Annotated in this window: 10 protein-coding genes; 6 read left to right on the forward strand and 4 right to left on the reverse strand. The window is 63.9% G+C overall.

Features of this window, described 5'->3' with window-relative positions:
• Positions 1–37 precede the first annotated feature (37 nt).
• Together GRI32_RS10610 and GRI32_RS10615 are read right to left on the reverse strand one after the other, a co-directional pair.
• Complete coding sequence (locus tag GRI32_RS10610) at positions 38–667, reverse strand: sigma-70 family RNA polymerase sigma factor (protein ID WP_160592049.1); 630 nt, start codon at positions 665–667, stop codon at positions 38–40.
• Positions 664–858: a NepR family anti-sigma factor gene (locus tag GRI32_RS10615; protein WP_237437522.1), complete on the reverse strand. Its 195-nt coding sequence runs from the start codon at positions 856–858 to the stop codon at positions 664–666. The genes GRI32_RS10610 and GRI32_RS10615 overlap by 4 nt, the downstream gene beginning before the upstream one ends.
• A gap of 185 nt (positions 859–1,043) precedes the next feature.
• On the opposite strand from GRI32_RS10615, the gene GRI32_RS10620 reads away from it, so the two are divergent.
• Genes GRI32_RS10620 through GRI32_RS10635 form a run of 4 tightly spaced genes read left to right on the forward strand, consistent with a single transcriptional unit; the run spans position 1,044 to position 4,901 of the window.
• Positions 1,044–2,759 carry a CHASE domain-containing protein gene (locus GRI32_RS10620; protein ID WP_337190201.1) on the forward strand — a complete coding sequence of 572 codons (1,716 nt, stop codon included), beginning with the start codon at positions 1,044–1,046 and terminating at the stop codon, positions 2,757–2,759.
• Between the two features lie 45 nt (positions 2,760–2,804).
• On the forward strand, positions 2,805–3,590 hold the full coding sequence (gene modA, locus GRI32_RS10625; RefSeq protein ID WP_202386036.1) for a molybdate ABC transporter substrate-binding protein: 786 nt from the start codon (positions 2,805–2,807) through the stop codon (positions 3,588–3,590).
• The gene (modB, locus tag GRI32_RS10630; protein ID WP_202386037.1) at positions 3,587–4,288 is read left to right on the forward strand and encodes a molybdate ABC transporter permease subunit; all 702 of its coding nucleotides are present in this window, start codon (positions 3,587–3,589) and stop codon (positions 4,286–4,288) included. The genes modA and modB overlap by 4 nt, the downstream gene beginning before the upstream one ends.
• The gene (locus GRI32_RS10635; RefSeq protein WP_160592053.1) at positions 4,278–4,901 is read left to right on the forward strand and encodes an ATP-binding cassette domain-containing protein; all 624 of its coding nucleotides are present in this window, start codon (positions 4,278–4,280) and stop codon (positions 4,899–4,901) included. The genes modB and GRI32_RS10635 overlap by 11 nt, the downstream gene beginning before the upstream one ends.
• 20 nt (positions 4,902–4,921) lie before the next feature.
• Here GRI32_RS10635 and GRI32_RS10640 read toward each other — a convergent pair whose 3' ends face one another.
• Together GRI32_RS10640 and GRI32_RS10645 are read right to left on the reverse strand one after the other, a co-directional pair.
• Positions 4,922–7,144, reverse strand: coding sequence for a xanthine dehydrogenase family protein molybdopterin-binding subunit (locus GRI32_RS10640; protein ID WP_160592055.1), 2,223 nt, complete (start codon positions 7,142–7,144; stop codon positions 4,922–4,924).
• Complete coding sequence (locus GRI32_RS10645; protein WP_160592057.1) at positions 7,137–7,607, reverse strand: (2Fe-2S)-binding protein; 471 nt, start codon at positions 7,605–7,607, stop codon at positions 7,137–7,139. Before GRI32_RS10645 ends, GRI32_RS10640 begins: the two co-directional genes overlap by 8 nt.
• A gap of 168 nt (positions 7,608–7,775) precedes the next feature.
• Here GRI32_RS10645 and GRI32_RS10650 point away from each other — a divergent pair, with 168 nt between their 5' ends.
• Together GRI32_RS10650 and GRI32_RS10935 are read left to right on the forward strand one after the other, a co-directional pair.
• Complete coding sequence (locus GRI32_RS10650) at positions 7,776–11,348, forward strand: hydantoinase B/oxoprolinase family protein (protein WP_160592059.1); 3,573 nt, start codon at positions 7,776–7,778, stop codon at positions 11,346–11,348.
• 3,291 nt (positions 11,349–14,639) lie between these two features.
• Positions 14,640–15,983 (forward strand): autotransporter domain-containing protein, encoded by a 1,344-nt coding sequence (locus GRI32_RS10935; protein ID WP_419866770.1) that lies wholly within the window; start codon positions 14,640–14,642, stop codon positions 15,981–15,983.
• The last annotated feature ends 50 nt before the right edge of the window (positions 15,984–16,033 follow it).

Genomic DNA, 16,033 nt, shown 5'->3' on the forward strand with positions numbered 1-16,033 from the left:
ATGCATGGCGCTGCCCGCACCGTCGATCAAGTGTGCGTCATCTGGTTGGTTCGGTTTCACCGCGCCCGGCGGCCACTTCATCCAGTTCTTCCAGAATGGCGCGGTGGGCAGACGGGTCGCCGATTGCCCGATCCGGGATGTCGCCATCCTCGATCATGCTGGTCAATGCCGCACGCGCGCGGCCCACGCGGCTCTTGATCGTGCCAACGGCGCAGCCGCAGATGCTGGCCGCCTCCTCATAGGAAAAGCCGCCTGCACCCACGAGCAGCAAGGCTTCGCGCCGTTCCGCCGGAAGGGTCAGCAGGGCGCGGTGCAGATCGGACAGGTGGATCGGTTCTTCCTGGCCGGCCGGCGCTGTCAGAATGCGCTCGGCCACGCCTTCATCATACTCCCCGCGAAAGCGGTTGCGGCGCATATCGGTGAGATAGGCGTTGCGCAGGATCACGAAGGTCCAGGCGCGCATGGAAGTGCCAGGTTCAAACCGCTCCTGCGCAGCCCACGCCTTGAGCAGGGCTTCCTGCACAAGGTCATCGGCCATATCGGGGCGTCCGCACAAGCCGCGGGCAAAGGCGCGCAGGTGCGGAACTACATCGGTCAGTGCCTTCTTGAAGTCACGCTTGTCCTCCGCACTTCGCTTTGGAAGCGGGCGTTTCTCATCGCCGCTCATTCGCTGGCGCCATCGTCTAGTTTCGAAAGCAGGGCTGCGAGATCGTCAGGCAGGGGTTCATCCACGACGGAATCATAGAATTGCTTCAGGCCATCGGCCCAATCAGGTTTGCTGACTGGCACTGCGCCGCCGGCTTTCATCTTTCCGGACTTGTCATGTCCATCTCCGCCATTCTTGCCACGATCACTCATTGTCTGTTTCAAACCCGTCCAGTCTGGCAGTCACAGCCACGCTGTGCACTGCAAAAGTGTTGCGCCAGTGCACCGCCATAATAATGCACTGGTCTGCTATTGCGTAAAATTGGAACGAAATGGGCGCGCTACGGTTCCCCGATGGACTGATCTAATCGCAACGGGGTGTTGATGGGACCTTTTCGGTGAACACGGTAAAGCAGAGACGCAGCAAAGTGCAGCGATGGCTCGTCCGCTTTCCGCGTGCATTGCCGGTCAGCATCTTCGTGCTGATTTCCGCGATCACGGTGCTGTCCATTTTCTCGATTGAGCGCAGCGAGGAGCGGCAGGCTTCCGCCGAACTGAGCAGCCGCACCATCGCCATCGCCTCGGCGCTGGAGCGGCGGGCCAATGCCAGCAGCGCCTATCTGCGGGCAGGAGCCGCCCTGCTGGCTTCGCTCGATTCTGTCCCGCCCGCCAGTTTCCGGCGCTTTGTCAGCGAACTCCGGCTCGATGCCGATTATCGCGGTGCGGAAGGCATTGGCTGGGCAATGGTGGTGCGTCCCGATGAAATCGACGCGTTCGAGGTGATTCTCCAGGCCGATTCGACTGTCGCGGCCCGGCTCTATCCGCGCCCGTCAGGTGATCAGCCCTTTTCTGTCCCGGTGACCTATTTGCAGCCCGATACGGAGCGCAATCGACGAGCGCTGGGCTTTGACATGTACTCAGATCCGGTGCGCCGCGCGGCCATGCAGGAGGCAGAGCGGACAGCGCGGCCCACGGCCAGTGGCAAGGTGGTGCTGCAACAGGAAGGCGATGGCGAGCAGCCCGGCTTCCTGATCTATATGCCGGTGTTTGAAGCAGCGCCCGGCGGGCGGCGCTTGCGCGGTTTCATTTACAGCCCCTTCAACGCGCAGGACTTCCTCTCCAGCGCGCTCGAACTGGAAGATGCCGGCAATTACGGCGTCAGCCTGTTCTATGGCTCGGCGACCGAGCAGAACCTGCTGGCCAGCACAATTATCTCCAGTGGCGAGGAGCGCGAGCAGCACCGCGAACTGGTGACCATCGCCAACGCGCCCTTCGTGCTGCAAGTCAGCCGCGCGGACAGTGGCTTTCTTTCCGGTCTTTCGATGGCGACCCTGATCTTCGGCATGCTGGTGGCCAGCCTGCTGATGCTCCTCGTGCGCATGCTGACGCAGCAGGCGGTGGAGGACGAAGCCTCGCTCATCTGGTTTGAGGAACAGGCATCGATCCGCAATTCGCTGACCCGCGAACTGAACCACCGGGTCAAGAATACGCTGGCCAATGTCCTGTCTATCATCGCCCTCACCCGCAGGCGGGCAGAGGATGTCAGCGAATTCGCCAACGGGCTGGACGGGCGCATTCGGGCGCTGTCCGCCACGCATGACCTGCTGACCAAGTCCGACTGGGGCACCACGCCGATCGGCGACGTGGTGCAGGCCGAACTGCGCCCTTATGCGCAGGACAAGGACCACGTGGTAGAGGCGACCGGGCCGGAAATCGAACTCGCCCCCAATGATGCATTGTCGCTGGGTCTGGCCATGCATGAGCTGGCCACCAATGCCGCCAAATATGGCGCGCTCAGCCGGGCCGGCGGCAAGGTCACCATCACGTGGGAAATGGCCGGAGAAGCGCTGGTCAGGGTGGAATGGGTGGAAAGCGGCGGACCGGCAGTGCCGCAGCAGCGTGGCCGCGGTTTCGGCACCGATCTGATCGAACGTATCGTGGCGCATGAATTGCGCAATCCGGTGGAGCTGATTTTCGATCCCGCCGGCGTGCGCTGCACGATGATGATCCCGGTCCGCCAGCCGACCGAATTCGCCATCCGGGCCAGCAAGCCGGAAACACGCCGGATGCGCCGCGCGATGAACGACCTCGCGCGATCCGATCACCAAGGCTGATCCGGCCCGGATTGCGCCTGCCCGGGCTGGACCCGCTATATTCCCTTGTATACAGCACCGCCGGTGACTTCCGCTTTGCGAATCCTCCTTGCCATCTGGCTGGCTCTGCCGCTGCTCGCGTCCTGTGCGCCGGCGCAGCAGCGCGGTCCGGTGGTGCTTGCCGCCGCCAGCCTGACAGATGCGATGGAGGAAGTTGCCGATAGCTGGGAAGCGCAGGGCCATGCCCGCCCGGTGCTGTCCTTTGCCGGAACATCCTCTCTGGCACGGCAGGTGGAGGCAGGCGCCCCTGCGGATATATTCGTTTCCGCCGACAGCGAATGGATGGACTGGCTGGAGGATCGCGATCTGGTCAGGGCCGGATCGCGCCATGATCTGCTGACCAATGATCTGGTGATCGTGGGCGATGAGAACCACACGCCTGAAGGCGAATACCGGGAATCGCCCGCCCTGCTGATCGGCAAGGCCCGCTTTGCGATGGGCGATGCGGACAGCGTGCCCGCAGGCCGCTATGCCAGGGCCGCGCTGGAGCGGATTGGCCAGTGGGAAGCTCTGCGCGATCAGGCCGTGCCGACTGACAGCGTGCGTGCCGCGGTGGCGCTGGTTGAGCGCGGGGAGGTTCCCTACGCCATCGTCTATGCGACCGATGCAAAGGCCATGACCAAGGGCGGGCTGGCGGGCCTGTTTCCTGCCGGCAGCCTTGATCCGATTGTCTATCCGGCGGCGCAGCTGGCCTCCAGCAGTCACGCCGATGCGGCGGAATTCCTGACCTTCCTGCGCTCGGATCAGGCAGGCGCAATATTTGCCGCCTATGGTTTTGGGCTGGCGCGATGAGCCTGGCCCTCTCGCCGATGGAATGGGCGGTGGTTGCCCTGTCGCTCAAGGTCAGCCTGGTGGCGGTGCTGGGGACGATGCCGGTCGCCTATGGCCTTGCCTGGCTGCTGGCGCGGCGGCGCTTTCCCGGCCGCATGCTGCTCGATGCGCTGGTGCATCTGCCGCTGGTGGTTCCGCCGGTGGTGACCGGCTGGCTGCTGCTGGTGCTGTTTGGCCGCAACGGCCCCATCGGTGCATGGCTGGAACAGGTGCTGGGCGTGACGCTGGTGTTTCGCTGGACCGGCGCGGCGCTGGCAGCAGCGGTCATGGCCCTGCCGCTGATGGTGCGCGCCATGCGCCTGTCGATCGAGGCGGTGGACCGGCGGCTGGTGGGCGCGGCACGCAGCCTGGGGGCGAGCAAATGGCGCGCCTTTGCCACCATCACCCTGCCGCTCAGCCTGCCGGGTATCCTTGCCGGTGCGGTGCTGGGCTTTGCCCGCTCGCTGGGGGAATTTGGTGCCACCATCACCTTTGCCTCCAATATCGCCGGTGAAACGCGCACGCTGCCGCTGGCGATTTACAGCGGCCTGCAAATGCCCGGTGGGGAGGATCAGGTGACCCGGCTGGCGATCATTTCCATCCTGCTCTCGCTTGGCGCCCTGCTGGTATCGGAGATGCTGGTGCGCAGGTCTGCCGGGAGCCGCGCCCATGTACTTTGAGATCAGCCTGCGCCACCGCATTGGTGAGCGCGATATCGTGCTCGACCTGCAAAGCAACGCCCCGCTCACCGCGCTGGTGGGCATATCGGGCGCGGGCAAGACCACCGTGCTCAACTGCATCGCCGGGCTGATGAGGCCAGACAGCGGGCGCATCGCCATCGCCGGTGAAGTGCTGCTGGATACCCGCAACGCCATCGACCTGCCGCCAGAACAGCGCCGCGCGGGATATGTGTTCCAGGATGCGCGGCTGTTCCCGCACATGAAAGTCGCCGCCAATCTTGCTTATGGCGAGAAGATGGCGCGCACCGAAGATCGCTGGATCACGCGTGACAAGGTGGTCGACCTGCTGGGAATTCCCCACCTGCTCCAACGCTGGCCCGCCACCCTCTCTGGCGGAGAAGTGCGGCGGGTGGCGATCGGGCGGGCGCTGCTGTCAGCGCCGCGCTTCCTGTTGCTGGACGAGCCTATGGCCTCGCTCGACGCGGCCCGGATCGACGATATCAGGCGCCTGATCGAGGACATCCGCGACGAATTGCAGGTTCCGACCCTGCTGGTCAGTCACGACAGGACGGAAGTGAAAAGGCTGGCGGGCCGGATATTCAGTCTGGACTGATCCGGCCCGCTGAAGAGGATTTACGCAAACAGGCTCGTATCGATCGGCAGGCTGCGCACGCGCTTGCCGGTCAGGGCGAACAGCGCGTTGGTCAGCGCCGGGATGACCGGCGGCAGGGCCGGTTCACCAAGGCCGGTCGGCGGATTGTCGGACAGCACGAATTCCACGTGAATCTGCGGCACCATCGGCATGCGCGGCAGCTGGTAGTTGTGGAAGTTGGACTGCTTGGTCGCGCCGCCCTCGATCTCCACAGCCAGTGACAGCGCCTGTCCCAGCCCGTCGATAATCGCGCCTTCGGCCTGGTTCATCGCGCCATAGGGGTTGATGATCTGGCTGCCGACATCGCCCGCGGTCCAGACATTGTGTACCTCAACCTGGTTGCGATCGGACAGGCTGACTTCCACCACTTCGGCGAAATAGCCCTGATGGCTGTAGTAATAGCCAAAGCCCAGCGCATGGCCATCTGCCACCGGCTGGCCCCATTTGGCCATTTCCAGGACCTTGTGCGTCACGGCGCGCAGACGGCCCGGGTCGAAGCCGACCTGCGGCCCGGCAAAACCCATGGTGGTGGGTTCGGCCTGCTCACCTTCGACGATCTGCAGCAGCAGCGTGGGCAGGTCCTTGCCCGCCGCATGCGCCACTTCGTCAAGGAAGCTCTGCATCACGAAAGCCATGGCGTTGGATGTCGGCGCGCGCAGCGCCCCCATCGGCACGGCGGTGCGCATCTTGGTTTGCGCATAACGCAGGTTGGACACGTATTTGGCCGGAAATTCTTCGGCAGACATCACCGCCGGGTTGAATGCCCCGCCGCCGATGTCGAAGGTGATGAAATGGTCATCCCAGCTGACCAGCTCGCCAGCTTCATCCAGGCCCGCACGCAGCTTGTGCCAGCCTGCCGGGCGATAGAAATCGGTGCGCACATCGTCTTCACGGCTCCAGATCAGCTGCACCGGCGTTCCGGGCACCTGCTTGGCGATAGCCGCCACCTGGACCATGTAATCATTGGTCAGCCGGCGACCGAACCCGCCACCCATACGGGTGATGTGGACGATGACCTTGTCAGGCGCCACGCCCAGATATCCGGCAACCGCCTGCAAACCGCCCTGCGGGGTCTGCGAAGGGGCCCACATTTCCATGATGCCGTCTTCACGCAGCAGCGCGGTGCAGTTCATCGGCTCCATCGGCACGTGGGCCAGGAAGGGATAATGATATTCGGCTTCCAGAACCTGCGCCGCAGATGCCAGCGCACCGTCGACATCGCCCTTGGTGGCGAAGACTTCCTGCGGTTCACCCGCTGCCATCAATTCGCGCGCAGTCTCGGCATATCTGGCGGTCGAATGGTCTGCCCATTCACCGTTGTCCCAGTTGATTTCCAGCTTCTCACGCGCCTTGTTGGCCAGCCACCAGTTGCTGGCCAGAATGGCCACGCCATCGACCAGTTCCTCGGCATTGCCATTGCCTTCGACCACGAAGGCATCGATCACGCCCGGTGCCGCCTTGGCTGCATCCAGATTTGCCGAGACCAGCTTTGCGCCGAACACGCGCGAACGCTCGTAAGCGGCATAGATCATGCCCGGAAGCTGCGTGTCGACACCGAAAATCGGCTCCCCGCGAACGATCTTGGGGCTGTCGATCCCGCCGATGGGGCGGCCGATGATGCGGAAGTCCGCCGCATCCTTCAGCGTCAGCGTTGCCGGATCGGGAACGGCCACGGTGGCCGCTTCGGATGCCAGCTCACCATACGTGGCGGAGCGGCCCGAAGCCGGGTCCACCACCAGGTTCGGCTCTGTCCGCAGCGATGCGGGATCAACGCCCCAGCGCAGGGCAGCAGCCTGGATCAGCATGGCGCGCGCGGCAGCGCCCGTCTGGCGCATCGGCATCCAGTTCATTGGCGTGGCGAAACTGCCGCCGGCCAGCTGCAGGCCGTATTTGGCCGCATCGGTATCACCCTGCAGGATCGAGATGGAATCCCAGTCCGCGTCCAGCTCCTCGGCAATCAGCATGGGCAGCATGGTCTTGATGCCCTGGCCGATCTCGGGGTTCTTGCCGATGATGGTGATGGTGTTGTCAGGATGGATGGTGATGAAGGCGTTGAGTTCAGCCGGACCGCCTTGCGCCATCGCGCGTGAGGCGATGGGAATGCTCATGGACAGTGCCAGACCGCCGCCGGCAACGGCAGAAGCCTTCAGGAAAGAGCGGCGGCCGAGCTGTGGTCCGCCTGCGAGGGTTTCAGAGTTACGCATTGGACGGGCCCTCCGCTGCAACCTTGGCAATCGCCGAATTGATCCGCTTGTAGCAGGCGCAGCGGCAGATATTGCCGCGCATCGAGTTCTCGATCTCTTCCTGGCTCGGATTGGGGTTGGACGTGAGCAGGGCGGTGGCATTCATCAGCTGCCCAGCCTGGCAATATCCGCATTGCATCACGTCTTCGTCCAGCCACACCTGCTGCAGGGCAGCGCCGACGGGGCTTTGCGAGAGATGTTCGATGGTGGAGATCTGCCGCTCGCCGATCGATCCCACAGGCAGCGCGCAGCTGCGCGTGGCCACACCGTCCACATGCACGGTGCAGGCACCGCACATGCCGATGCCGCAGCCGAATTTGGTGCCGGTCATGCCCAGTTCGTTACGCAGCACCCACAGGAGAGGCATGTCCTCCGGTGCATCGATATCCCGCGTTTCGCCGTTGATGGTGACCCGGTAGGCCATGAGCTTCTCCAAGATTTGAACTGGTACATCGCGCCAGACAGCATCGGGCGCAGAACTTATGCTTATTGATAAAGTCTAGCTGCTAGCGGCCCGCCTGCCAAGTGGCCCTAGGTCGGTGCTCTTGCATCAATTTGTCGCAAGCCGCGTGATGCGGCATAGGACCGGGCGATGAGCGCGCAAAAATGGCATTTCTGGATCGATCGTGGCGGCACTTTTACCGATGTCGTGGCGCGCCGCCCTGACGGACAGATCCACACTGCCAAGCTGCTGTCAGAAGACCCGGCGCACTATGACGATGCCGCCGTTGCCGCGATCCGCCAGCTGACCGGCATTGCCCAGGGACCGCTGCCCGCAGCCGATATCCGCATTGGCACCACCGTGGCCACCAACGCCCTGCTGGAGCGCAAGGGCGAGCCGCTGCTGCTGGCCATAACGCGCGGCTTTGGCGATGCTCTGGCCATCGGCACGCAGGAGCGGCCGGACATTTTTGCCCGCGCCATCGTCAAGCCGCAGCCCTTGCCTGCGCGCGTGCTGGAAATCGATGAGCGGGTCGGGGCGGATGGCACCAGTCACCGCGCACTGGATACCGAAGCTGCGCGCGCCGGGATGCAGGCGGCGTATGATGCGGGGCTGCGCGCAATCGCCATCGCCCTGATGCACGGCTGGCGCTTCACCGCGCATGAGCAGCAACTGGCGCAGATCGCTGCCGACGTGGGCTTTACCGAGATCGTCGTCAGCCACCGCGCCAGCCCGCTGGCAAGGCTGATCGGGCGGGCGGATACCACCTGCGTCGATGCCTATCTCTCCCCGGTTCTCGCCCGCTATGTGGCGGGTCTGACAGCGGCGCTGGGTGAGGGGCAGAAGCCGTTGTTCATGCAGAGCAATGGCGGGCTGGTGGCGGCAGAGTTCCTGCGCGGCAAGGATGCGATATTGTCTGGCCCGGCAGGCGGTATCGTGGGCATGGCGCAGACCAGCCTGCGCGCGGGATATGACCGCGCCATCGGCTTCGACATGGGCGGCACCTCCACCGATGTCTCGCTGTTCGCCGGGGAATATGAGCGCGATAGTGACAACCGCGTGGCGGGCGTGCGCGTTCGTTCCCCGATGATGCGGATTCATACGGTGGCGGCTGGCGGCGGGTCGATCTGCCGCTTCGATGGTGCACGTTTTCTGGTGGGTCCGCAGAGTGCGGGCGCGCAGCCGGGTCCGGCCTGTTACCGCGCAGGCGGACCGCTGACGGTGACCGATTGCAATCTCATTCTGGGCAAATTGCAGGCGGATCATTTCCCTCGCCTGTTTGGACCTGAGGGTGACCAGCCGATTGACCGCACAGCGTCACTGAAGCGCATGGAAGAGGTGTTGAGCCAGGTAGAGCAGGCCACAGGCAAGCGGATGAGCGCGCAGGCGGCGGCGGAAGGCTTCATCGCCATCGCGGTGGCCAATATGGCCAATGCCATCCGCGCCATTTCTGTCGCTAGGGGGCATGACATGGCGCGCTTCGCGCTCAACTGCTTTGGCGGCGCGGGTGGCCAGCATGCCTGCCTGGTGGCCGATGCGCTGGGGATAGAGACTGTGCTGCTGCACCCGCTTTCCGGCGTGCTGTCTGCCTATGGCATGGGGCTGGCGGACCGGCGCACCACGGTGGAGCAGAGCTGCGGTCTGCCACTGGATGCCGGCGCAGAACTTGCGCTGATATCCGGGCGGCTGGCGGATGAGGCGCGCGCGGCGATGGCGGCGCAGGCCATCGATCCTGCGGCGGTGGAAGTAAGCGCGCAGGCGCATATCCGCCACGCCAATGGCGACAGCACGATATCCGTGCCGCTGGCGGGCGAGCAGGCCATGCGCGAAGCCTTCGCCGCCGCCTTTCACACGCGCTTTGGCTATCACAGCGATGCTGCGCTGGTGGTGGAGAGTCTGCGCGTCGATGCCATCGCACCCACGCAGCATGGCGGCGCGCTGCAATTTGCCGCAGTCACCCGGCAGGCGAGCGGGGCAGGGCAGGCGCAATGCCATATGGCGGGGGCGGACTATCTGTGCCCGGTGCTGGCGCGCTCCGACCTCAAGACCGGCGAGGCGCTGCCCGGTCCGGCCATGATCGTCGACCCCGTGGCGACGATGATCGTCGAGCCGGGCTGGCAGGCCGAGGCGGGCGCAGAAGGCATGGTGGTGCTCACCCGCCATGCGCGGCAGGGCGAGGCGAGAATTACCACCGCTCTCGATCCTGTACGGCTGGAGATTTTCGGCGGGCTGTTCATGGCCATTGCCGAGGAGATGGGGGCTGCGCTCCAGCACTCGGCGCGCTCGGTCAATATCCGCGAGCGGCTCGATTTTTCCTGCGCCATCTTTGATGCCGACGGCAATCTGATCGCCAATGCACCGCATATGCCGGTGCATCTGGGCAGCATGGGTGACAGCGTGCGCGCGGTGATTGCCCGGCACGGCCATGCCATGCGCGAGGGGATGGGCTATGCGCTCAACGCCCCCTATCAGGGCGGTACGCATCTGCCCGATATCACCGTGATCCGGCCGGTGTTCACCGGCGGACAGGCCTCGCCGGCCTTCTATACCGCCGCGCGCGGGCACCATGCCGATATTGGCGGGATTGCCCCCGGCTCCATGCCGTCTGACAGCACGTCGATCGAGCAGGAGGGCGTGGTGCTGGATTGCGTGGAAATCCTGCGCGACGGGCATTTCCTGGCCGATGACCTGCGCAAGATCCTCTCATCCGGCCCCTATCCGGCACGCAATGTGGAACAGAACATCGCCGATCTCGCCGCCCAGCTCGCCGCCTGCCAGCGCGGCAGCACGCGGCTGCTGGAAATGGCGGAGAGTTACGGCGCGGACGTGGTGGCGGCCTATATGGGCCATCTGCTCGACTATGCCGAAGGCGCGGCGCGCGGGGTGCTGAAGCAGCTTGCCGATGGCGCGCACGAAGCGGTGTTCGATGATGGCGCGGTGATTGCGGTTCGCGTTAGCGTGGACCGCGAGACGGGGTCCGCCGAAATCGACTTTGCGGGCACATCGCCCCAGCAGCCGGGCAATTTCAACGCGCCTTCCAGCGTGGTGCGCGCCGCCTGCCTCTATGCCGTGCGCTGCCTCACCGATCTGCCGGTGCCGCTCAATGATGGGTTCCTGCGCCCGGTATCAATCCGCATTCCGGCGGGATCGATGCTCGCCCCGGAATATCCCGCCGCCGTGGTGGCAGGAAATGTCGAGACCAGCCAGATGGTGACCGACGCGCTGATGGCCGCAATGGGCGCGATGGCGGCCAGTCAGGGGACGATGAACAACTTCACTTTCGGCGACGAGGCGCACCAGTATTACGAGACCATCGCTGGCGGTGCGGGCGCCGGTCCCGGCTTTGACGGGGCCGATGCGGTGCAGACGCACATGACCAATTCACGCCTGACCGATCCCGAAATCCTTGAGCAGCGCTTCCCCGTGCTGGTGGAAGAATTTTCGGTGCGCAAGGGCTCTGGCGGGAACGGCAAATGGCATGGCGGCGATGGCACCGTGCGCCGCATCCGCTTCCTGCAAGCCATGCAGGCGAACATCCTTTCAGGACGGCGGCTGGTGGCCCCGTTCGGGCTGGCCGGCGGCCAAGACGCGGCGCCGGGCCGCAACCGCATCATCCGCGCCAGCGGGCAGATCGACAGCCTGCCCGCCACCGCCTCTGCCCCGCTCGGCGAAGGTGATATTTTCGAGATCGAGACCCCCGGCGGCGGCGGGTTCGGCAGCTGACCGTGTCAGATGTGAGCGAAAATATATACTATAAAACAACGCCATAGCGCAATTTATGACATTTTACGGTGGTTTACTTAGTTCTTGATTTTGATCAATGGGACACACCCCGCTGATCGTCAGAATGGCGATCAGTTGTTCAATCCGATGATAGAGATGAGGGTGTTTACGATGATAAGTGGATCAAGGAAATTGGCTCTGGCTACCGGTGTTTCGGTGCTCAGCATGTGCATTTCCAGCATCGTGGCGGCACAGGCTGGCAACGTCGTTCAAACAACCGTTCCGGGCGAAGATCTGGGACCGGATGTCACGTTCGAGGCGGGTGAAGTGCTGGAAACCGGCGTCACCACAACCGGCAGCCCGGTGGCCAATTCGCAGGTTGTCAGCGTTCCTACCGGCACCTTCGTCCAACGCCTGGCGGTGGGAGAGCCGGATGGCGGCAATGACACCATGAAGGCACCTGCCGACGTGGTCGATCCCATCACGCTCTATCTCGGCAATGAAGGATCGGTGACGATCCTGGCGAGTTCCACCGCGACACCCAACCCGTCCAACATGGCAACTGCAACCGCCCATGTTGAGGATGCCGTCAGCCAGATCCTGACCGCGCCCAACGCCGATCTGGCGATCACCATGTCCAATGTGGGTGACCTGACCATTGGCGCGCTTGCCGATGCCAGCGGCACTGCCGAAGAGGATGATGTCACCACCACGGCCGACGCCAGCGTGATCGGCGGATTGCACCAGGAAGCCACCGTTGAAGGCGGCGGCGGCGGGACGGCTGTGGTCACCGGCGTGAATGATGGCTTCTATCAGGCCTTCGCCAACGCCTCTGCCGTGTCCGACGGCCCGGCAACCGCCGATGCCACCTTGCAGGAAGCCTTGTTCATGCGGGCGCAGGGCAATGGCTCTGGCGATGCGAGCGTGCAGACGATCTATACCAACAACGGCTCGCTTGATTTCTCGACCAGCGCCATCGCCACGAGCAGCGGCGACACTATCGATTCCGATGCCACGGCGACCGCCTCCACCGGCGGCGGCGAACATGGCCTGATGCATATTCGCGGCGCGGTGAACGGGACGGGCGTGGATAGCGCTTCTGTCAGCATGATCAATGCGGCTGGCGGCGTGCTGGCGATTGACGCAACTTCTGTTGCCACGGCCTTCAACCAGGCAACTGCAAATGCGCTGATCGATGGTGCGATCGTGATGAAGGGCCAGGCCAGCGGTCAGGATGAAGGCACTATCGACCTGTCTATCCAGAATGACGGGCTGATCACCGTTTCGGCAAGTTCGACTGCCAATTCGGACGATGATGGCTATGCCAGCACCTCCATGAGCTCGGCATTGGTCCAGACCGCAGAAGCGGGCGGGCCGGAGAGCTTTGTCGGGCGCACGGGTACCGCGACGTTCATCAACACCGGTGACCTCGTGATCCACGGTAGCTCGCTTTCCAACGCCGTGAATTCCAGCGGTGCATTCACCTCCATGGAAGCCGCTATCCTGCAGGAATCGGAAATGACCGGCTATGCGGAAACGCAGTTCGTCAATTCGGGTTCGGTTGATATCAGCGGCAGCGCCACGGCCAGCGGCCAGTATGTCGAAGCAGCAGCCTTCGGTACCGGCGTCGAGCAGGAACTGTTCGGCCTGGGTGCAGGCGGCGGCGGTCTGGCCGGTTTCCACAATAGCGGCGATTTCTCGGTTGCGATGTCCGCCGATGCGACCGCCAGCGAAGGCAGTGCCTATTCGCAGGCCGGAGCAGCAGGCCTCAGGGTCTGGGGAGAGCCGGTCAATCTGGATGTCTCCAACTCGGGCAGCATGACCGTGTCGGCCGATTCGGTGTCTGATGGCGGCCCGGCCTATGCCGGTGCTGTGGGCATGGAATTCATGGCCACATGGGACCCCACGGTCGAGCTTCCTGAAGACGAGGAAGGCCACGGTCATGGCGGCGAGGAGGGCCACAGCGGCGAAAATGGCCAGAACGGCCACGGCGGCTCCGGCGAGGATGAAGGGCCTGTCGTCTGGGAAGAAGCGGCCACCAATGCGATCACCGGCAGTGTCGTCAATTCGGGCAATCTGACCGTGGCGGTCTCCGCCTCGGGTTCGCAGCCTCTGATGACTACCGATGCGCGTACCACGCAGGTGATTGCACTTGGCAGCCATGCCGAGGCAGCAGGCGTGCTGTTCGAGGCGGCAGTGGTCAATGCGACGCTGACCAACAGCGGCACCATCTCCGTATCGGCGGTGACCAATGACGGGTACTCGGAAGCCTATGGCGTGCATCTGGTCACGTTCGATGACTCGCCCGTTCTGCCGGGTGAGGACGATGTCTTCACCCTGCTGAACAATGGCGGTTCGATCATTGCGCGCGAAAGCGTGGATGGCGGCGCCACCTTCCAGCACGGCACCGCGATCAGCCTGTACGATGCGCCCAACCGGGCGGCGGTCAACTTCTCCGGCAACAGCTATGTCTATGGTGACATCGTGCTGAGCCAGGACGATGCGATCACCGTGGTCAGCGGCGTGACCACGCTCGACGGCACGGTGAACCCGGTCGCCGAGATGAACGGCATCGGCCTTCTGTCCACCGCGACGGCCAGCACTGACAGGCTGATTGCAGCAGCGGGTCCGGTGGGCCCGCTGGTGGGCAGCCTGACCGTTGCGAACGGGGGGACATTGTACCTGGTCAACGATCCGCTCAACAACCCGTCCTACAGCGGACCGGCTGCGGTGAATGTGGACAGCTTCACCCTCGCGAGCGGCGGCACGCTGGCGCTGCAACTGCCCAGTGCGACGCTGGCGGCTGATGCGCAGGTTGCCTATCCCTACGTCAACGCCAATGTCGCCACGATCACCGGCGCCAATCTGGTGACCGTCCTCAACACGCCCAACGGCCTGTATGATGATGTGTATTCCTTCAACGACATCATCGATGCCAATGTGCTGAACGGCACATTCGCCTCCGTCACCACCGATACCGGATCGATCTTCCTCGATCCGCTGGCAACCTATGACACATTGTCCAATGTCGACCTGACGATAAGCAGGGCACCATTTGGCGATGCGCGCTTTGGCCTCAATCCCAACCAGCAATCTGCTGCCGATGCGATTGAGGATGTCTATTCGCCCACGCTGACCGGACCTTTTGCCACCATACTGCAAGAGATGTTCCTGATGGACGATGGGTCGGACTATCGCTCCGCGCTCAGCAGCATGCACGGCGCGCAATATGCCACGCACCTGCAATCGCTGGGCTGGATGGGTTCGCGCTTCAACGGCCTGATCGGTGACATGGGCGAATGCGCCGCGTTGCAGCTGAACGATGGTTCGGTGTCCTGCCGCAGGGAAACTGCTGCCGGCATCTGGGCCACCTTCAACTATGGCGCGGAAGATATCGATACCGACAGCGCGCAGGATGCCTCCGGCCTCAGCGGCAAGCAGTGGATTGCTGCCATGGGCGCCGATGTCACGCTGGGCGATTACGGTGTGATCGGCATCGGCGGCGGGATCATCAACAATGATGCCAAGTTCGACCTGTGGAACGGCCGGATCGAATCCGAAGGCTATCAGGTCGGCCTGTATGCCGCTTACGATCCGGGCAGCTTCTACATCAAGGCGTCGGGCAGCTATTCCGATCTGAACAGCGATTCTGTGCGTTCGATCGCAATCGGTTCGATTGCCGGCGTGGCCAGTTCATCGCCCGATTCCAAGATCTGGAGTCTTGGCGGTGAAGTGGGTTACCGCCTGCCGCTGGGCGGGGCATCGCTGACGCCTTATGCGGGCATCGATTATGTCTCGGTCAAGATGGCTGGCTTTACGGAGACCGGGCTTCCCGGTGCCAACCTGGCGGTGTTCGATGCCAAGGATTCCTATGCCGCTTCCGAACTGGGCCTGAAACTGGCGGGTCACTTCGCCGGGATCACCCCTGAAGTGAAGGTCGGCTGGCGTCACCAGTTCGAGGATGCGCCAACCAGCTTCCTGGCATCCTATGCCGATCAGCCGGGTTCCACTTTCACCATCCTTGGGCCGCAGCGTGATGAGGATGCGATCGTGGCGGGGGCCAGTCTGGCTGCCAGCCTGGGCGCGAACACCTCGGTCAGGCTGGGGTATGAGGGCTGGATCGGGGATACCCATCAGGTCCACTCCGGCGGGCTGACGCTGCGTCATGCCTTCGGTGGTTCCGAGCCGGTGGCACCGCCGCCTCCGCCTCCTCCGCCGCCGCCGCCGCCGCCTCCTCCGCCCCCGCCGCCTCCGCCTCCGCCGCCTCCGCCGCCGGTCGTGCAGTGCAACCAGGGCCCGTACATCGTGTTCTTCGACTGGGATCAGTCGGATATCACGCCTGAGGCTGCTACCGTTCTCAACAGTGCTGTCACTGCCTATGGCAACTGCGGCACCGCTGCGATCATGCTGGCCGGTCACGCTGACCGCTCCGGCTCGGCAACCTACAACGTCGGCCTGTCCGAACGTCGTAACGCCAGCGTCCAGGCTTACCTGACGGGCCGCGGCATTCCGGCAGCGCGCATCTCCAGCGAAGCATTCGGCGAAAGCATGCCGCGTGTTGCTACCGCTGACGGTGTTCGCGAACTGCAGAACCGCCGCGTGGAAATCACTTACGGTCCGGGTTCGGGTCGCTAAGCGAAGACCGCAAGGTCACAAAAAAGGGGCCGGAGGGAAACCTCCGGCCC

This window comes from Alteraurantiacibacter aestuarii (assembly GCF_009827405.1).
GTDB lineage: Bacteria > Pseudomonadota > Alphaproteobacteria > Sphingomonadales > Sphingomonadaceae > Alteraurantiacibacter > Alteraurantiacibacter aestuarii.

What these genes read in the sequence shown, in the direction of transcription:
- GRI32_RS10610 (WP_160592049.1), bottom strand. Translation starts at nt 667, where the DNA reads ATGAGCGGCGATGAGAAACGCCCGCTTCCAAAGCGAAGTGCGGAGGAC.
- GRI32_RS10615 (WP_237437522.1), bottom strand. Translation starts at nt 858, where the DNA reads ATGAGTGATCGTGGCAAGAATGGCGGAGATGGACATGACAAGTCCGGA.
- modB (WP_202386037.1), top strand. Translation starts at nt 3,587, where the DNA reads ATGAGCCTGGCCCTCTCGCCGATGGAATGGGCGGTGGTTGCCCTGTCG.
- GRI32_RS10635 (WP_160592053.1), top strand. Translation starts at nt 4,278, where the DNA reads ATGTACTTTGAGATCAGCCTGCGCCACCGCATTGGTGAGCGCGATATC.
- GRI32_RS10640 (WP_160592055.1), bottom strand. Translation starts at nt 7,144, where the DNA reads ATGCGTAACTCTGAAACCCTCGCAGGCGGACCACAGCTCGGCCGCCGC.
- GRI32_RS10645 (WP_160592057.1), bottom strand. Translation starts at nt 7,607, where the DNA reads ATGGCCTACCGGGTCACCATCAACGGCGAAACGCGGGATATCGATGCA.
- GRI32_RS10650 (WP_160592059.1), top strand. Translation starts at nt 7,776, where the DNA reads ATGAGCGCGCAAAAATGGCATTTCTGGATCGATCGTGGCGGCACTTTT.
- GRI32_RS10935 (WP_419866770.1), top strand. Translation starts at nt 14,640, where the DNA reads ATGGGCGAATGCGCCGCGTTGCAGCTGAACGATGGTTCGGTGTCCTGC.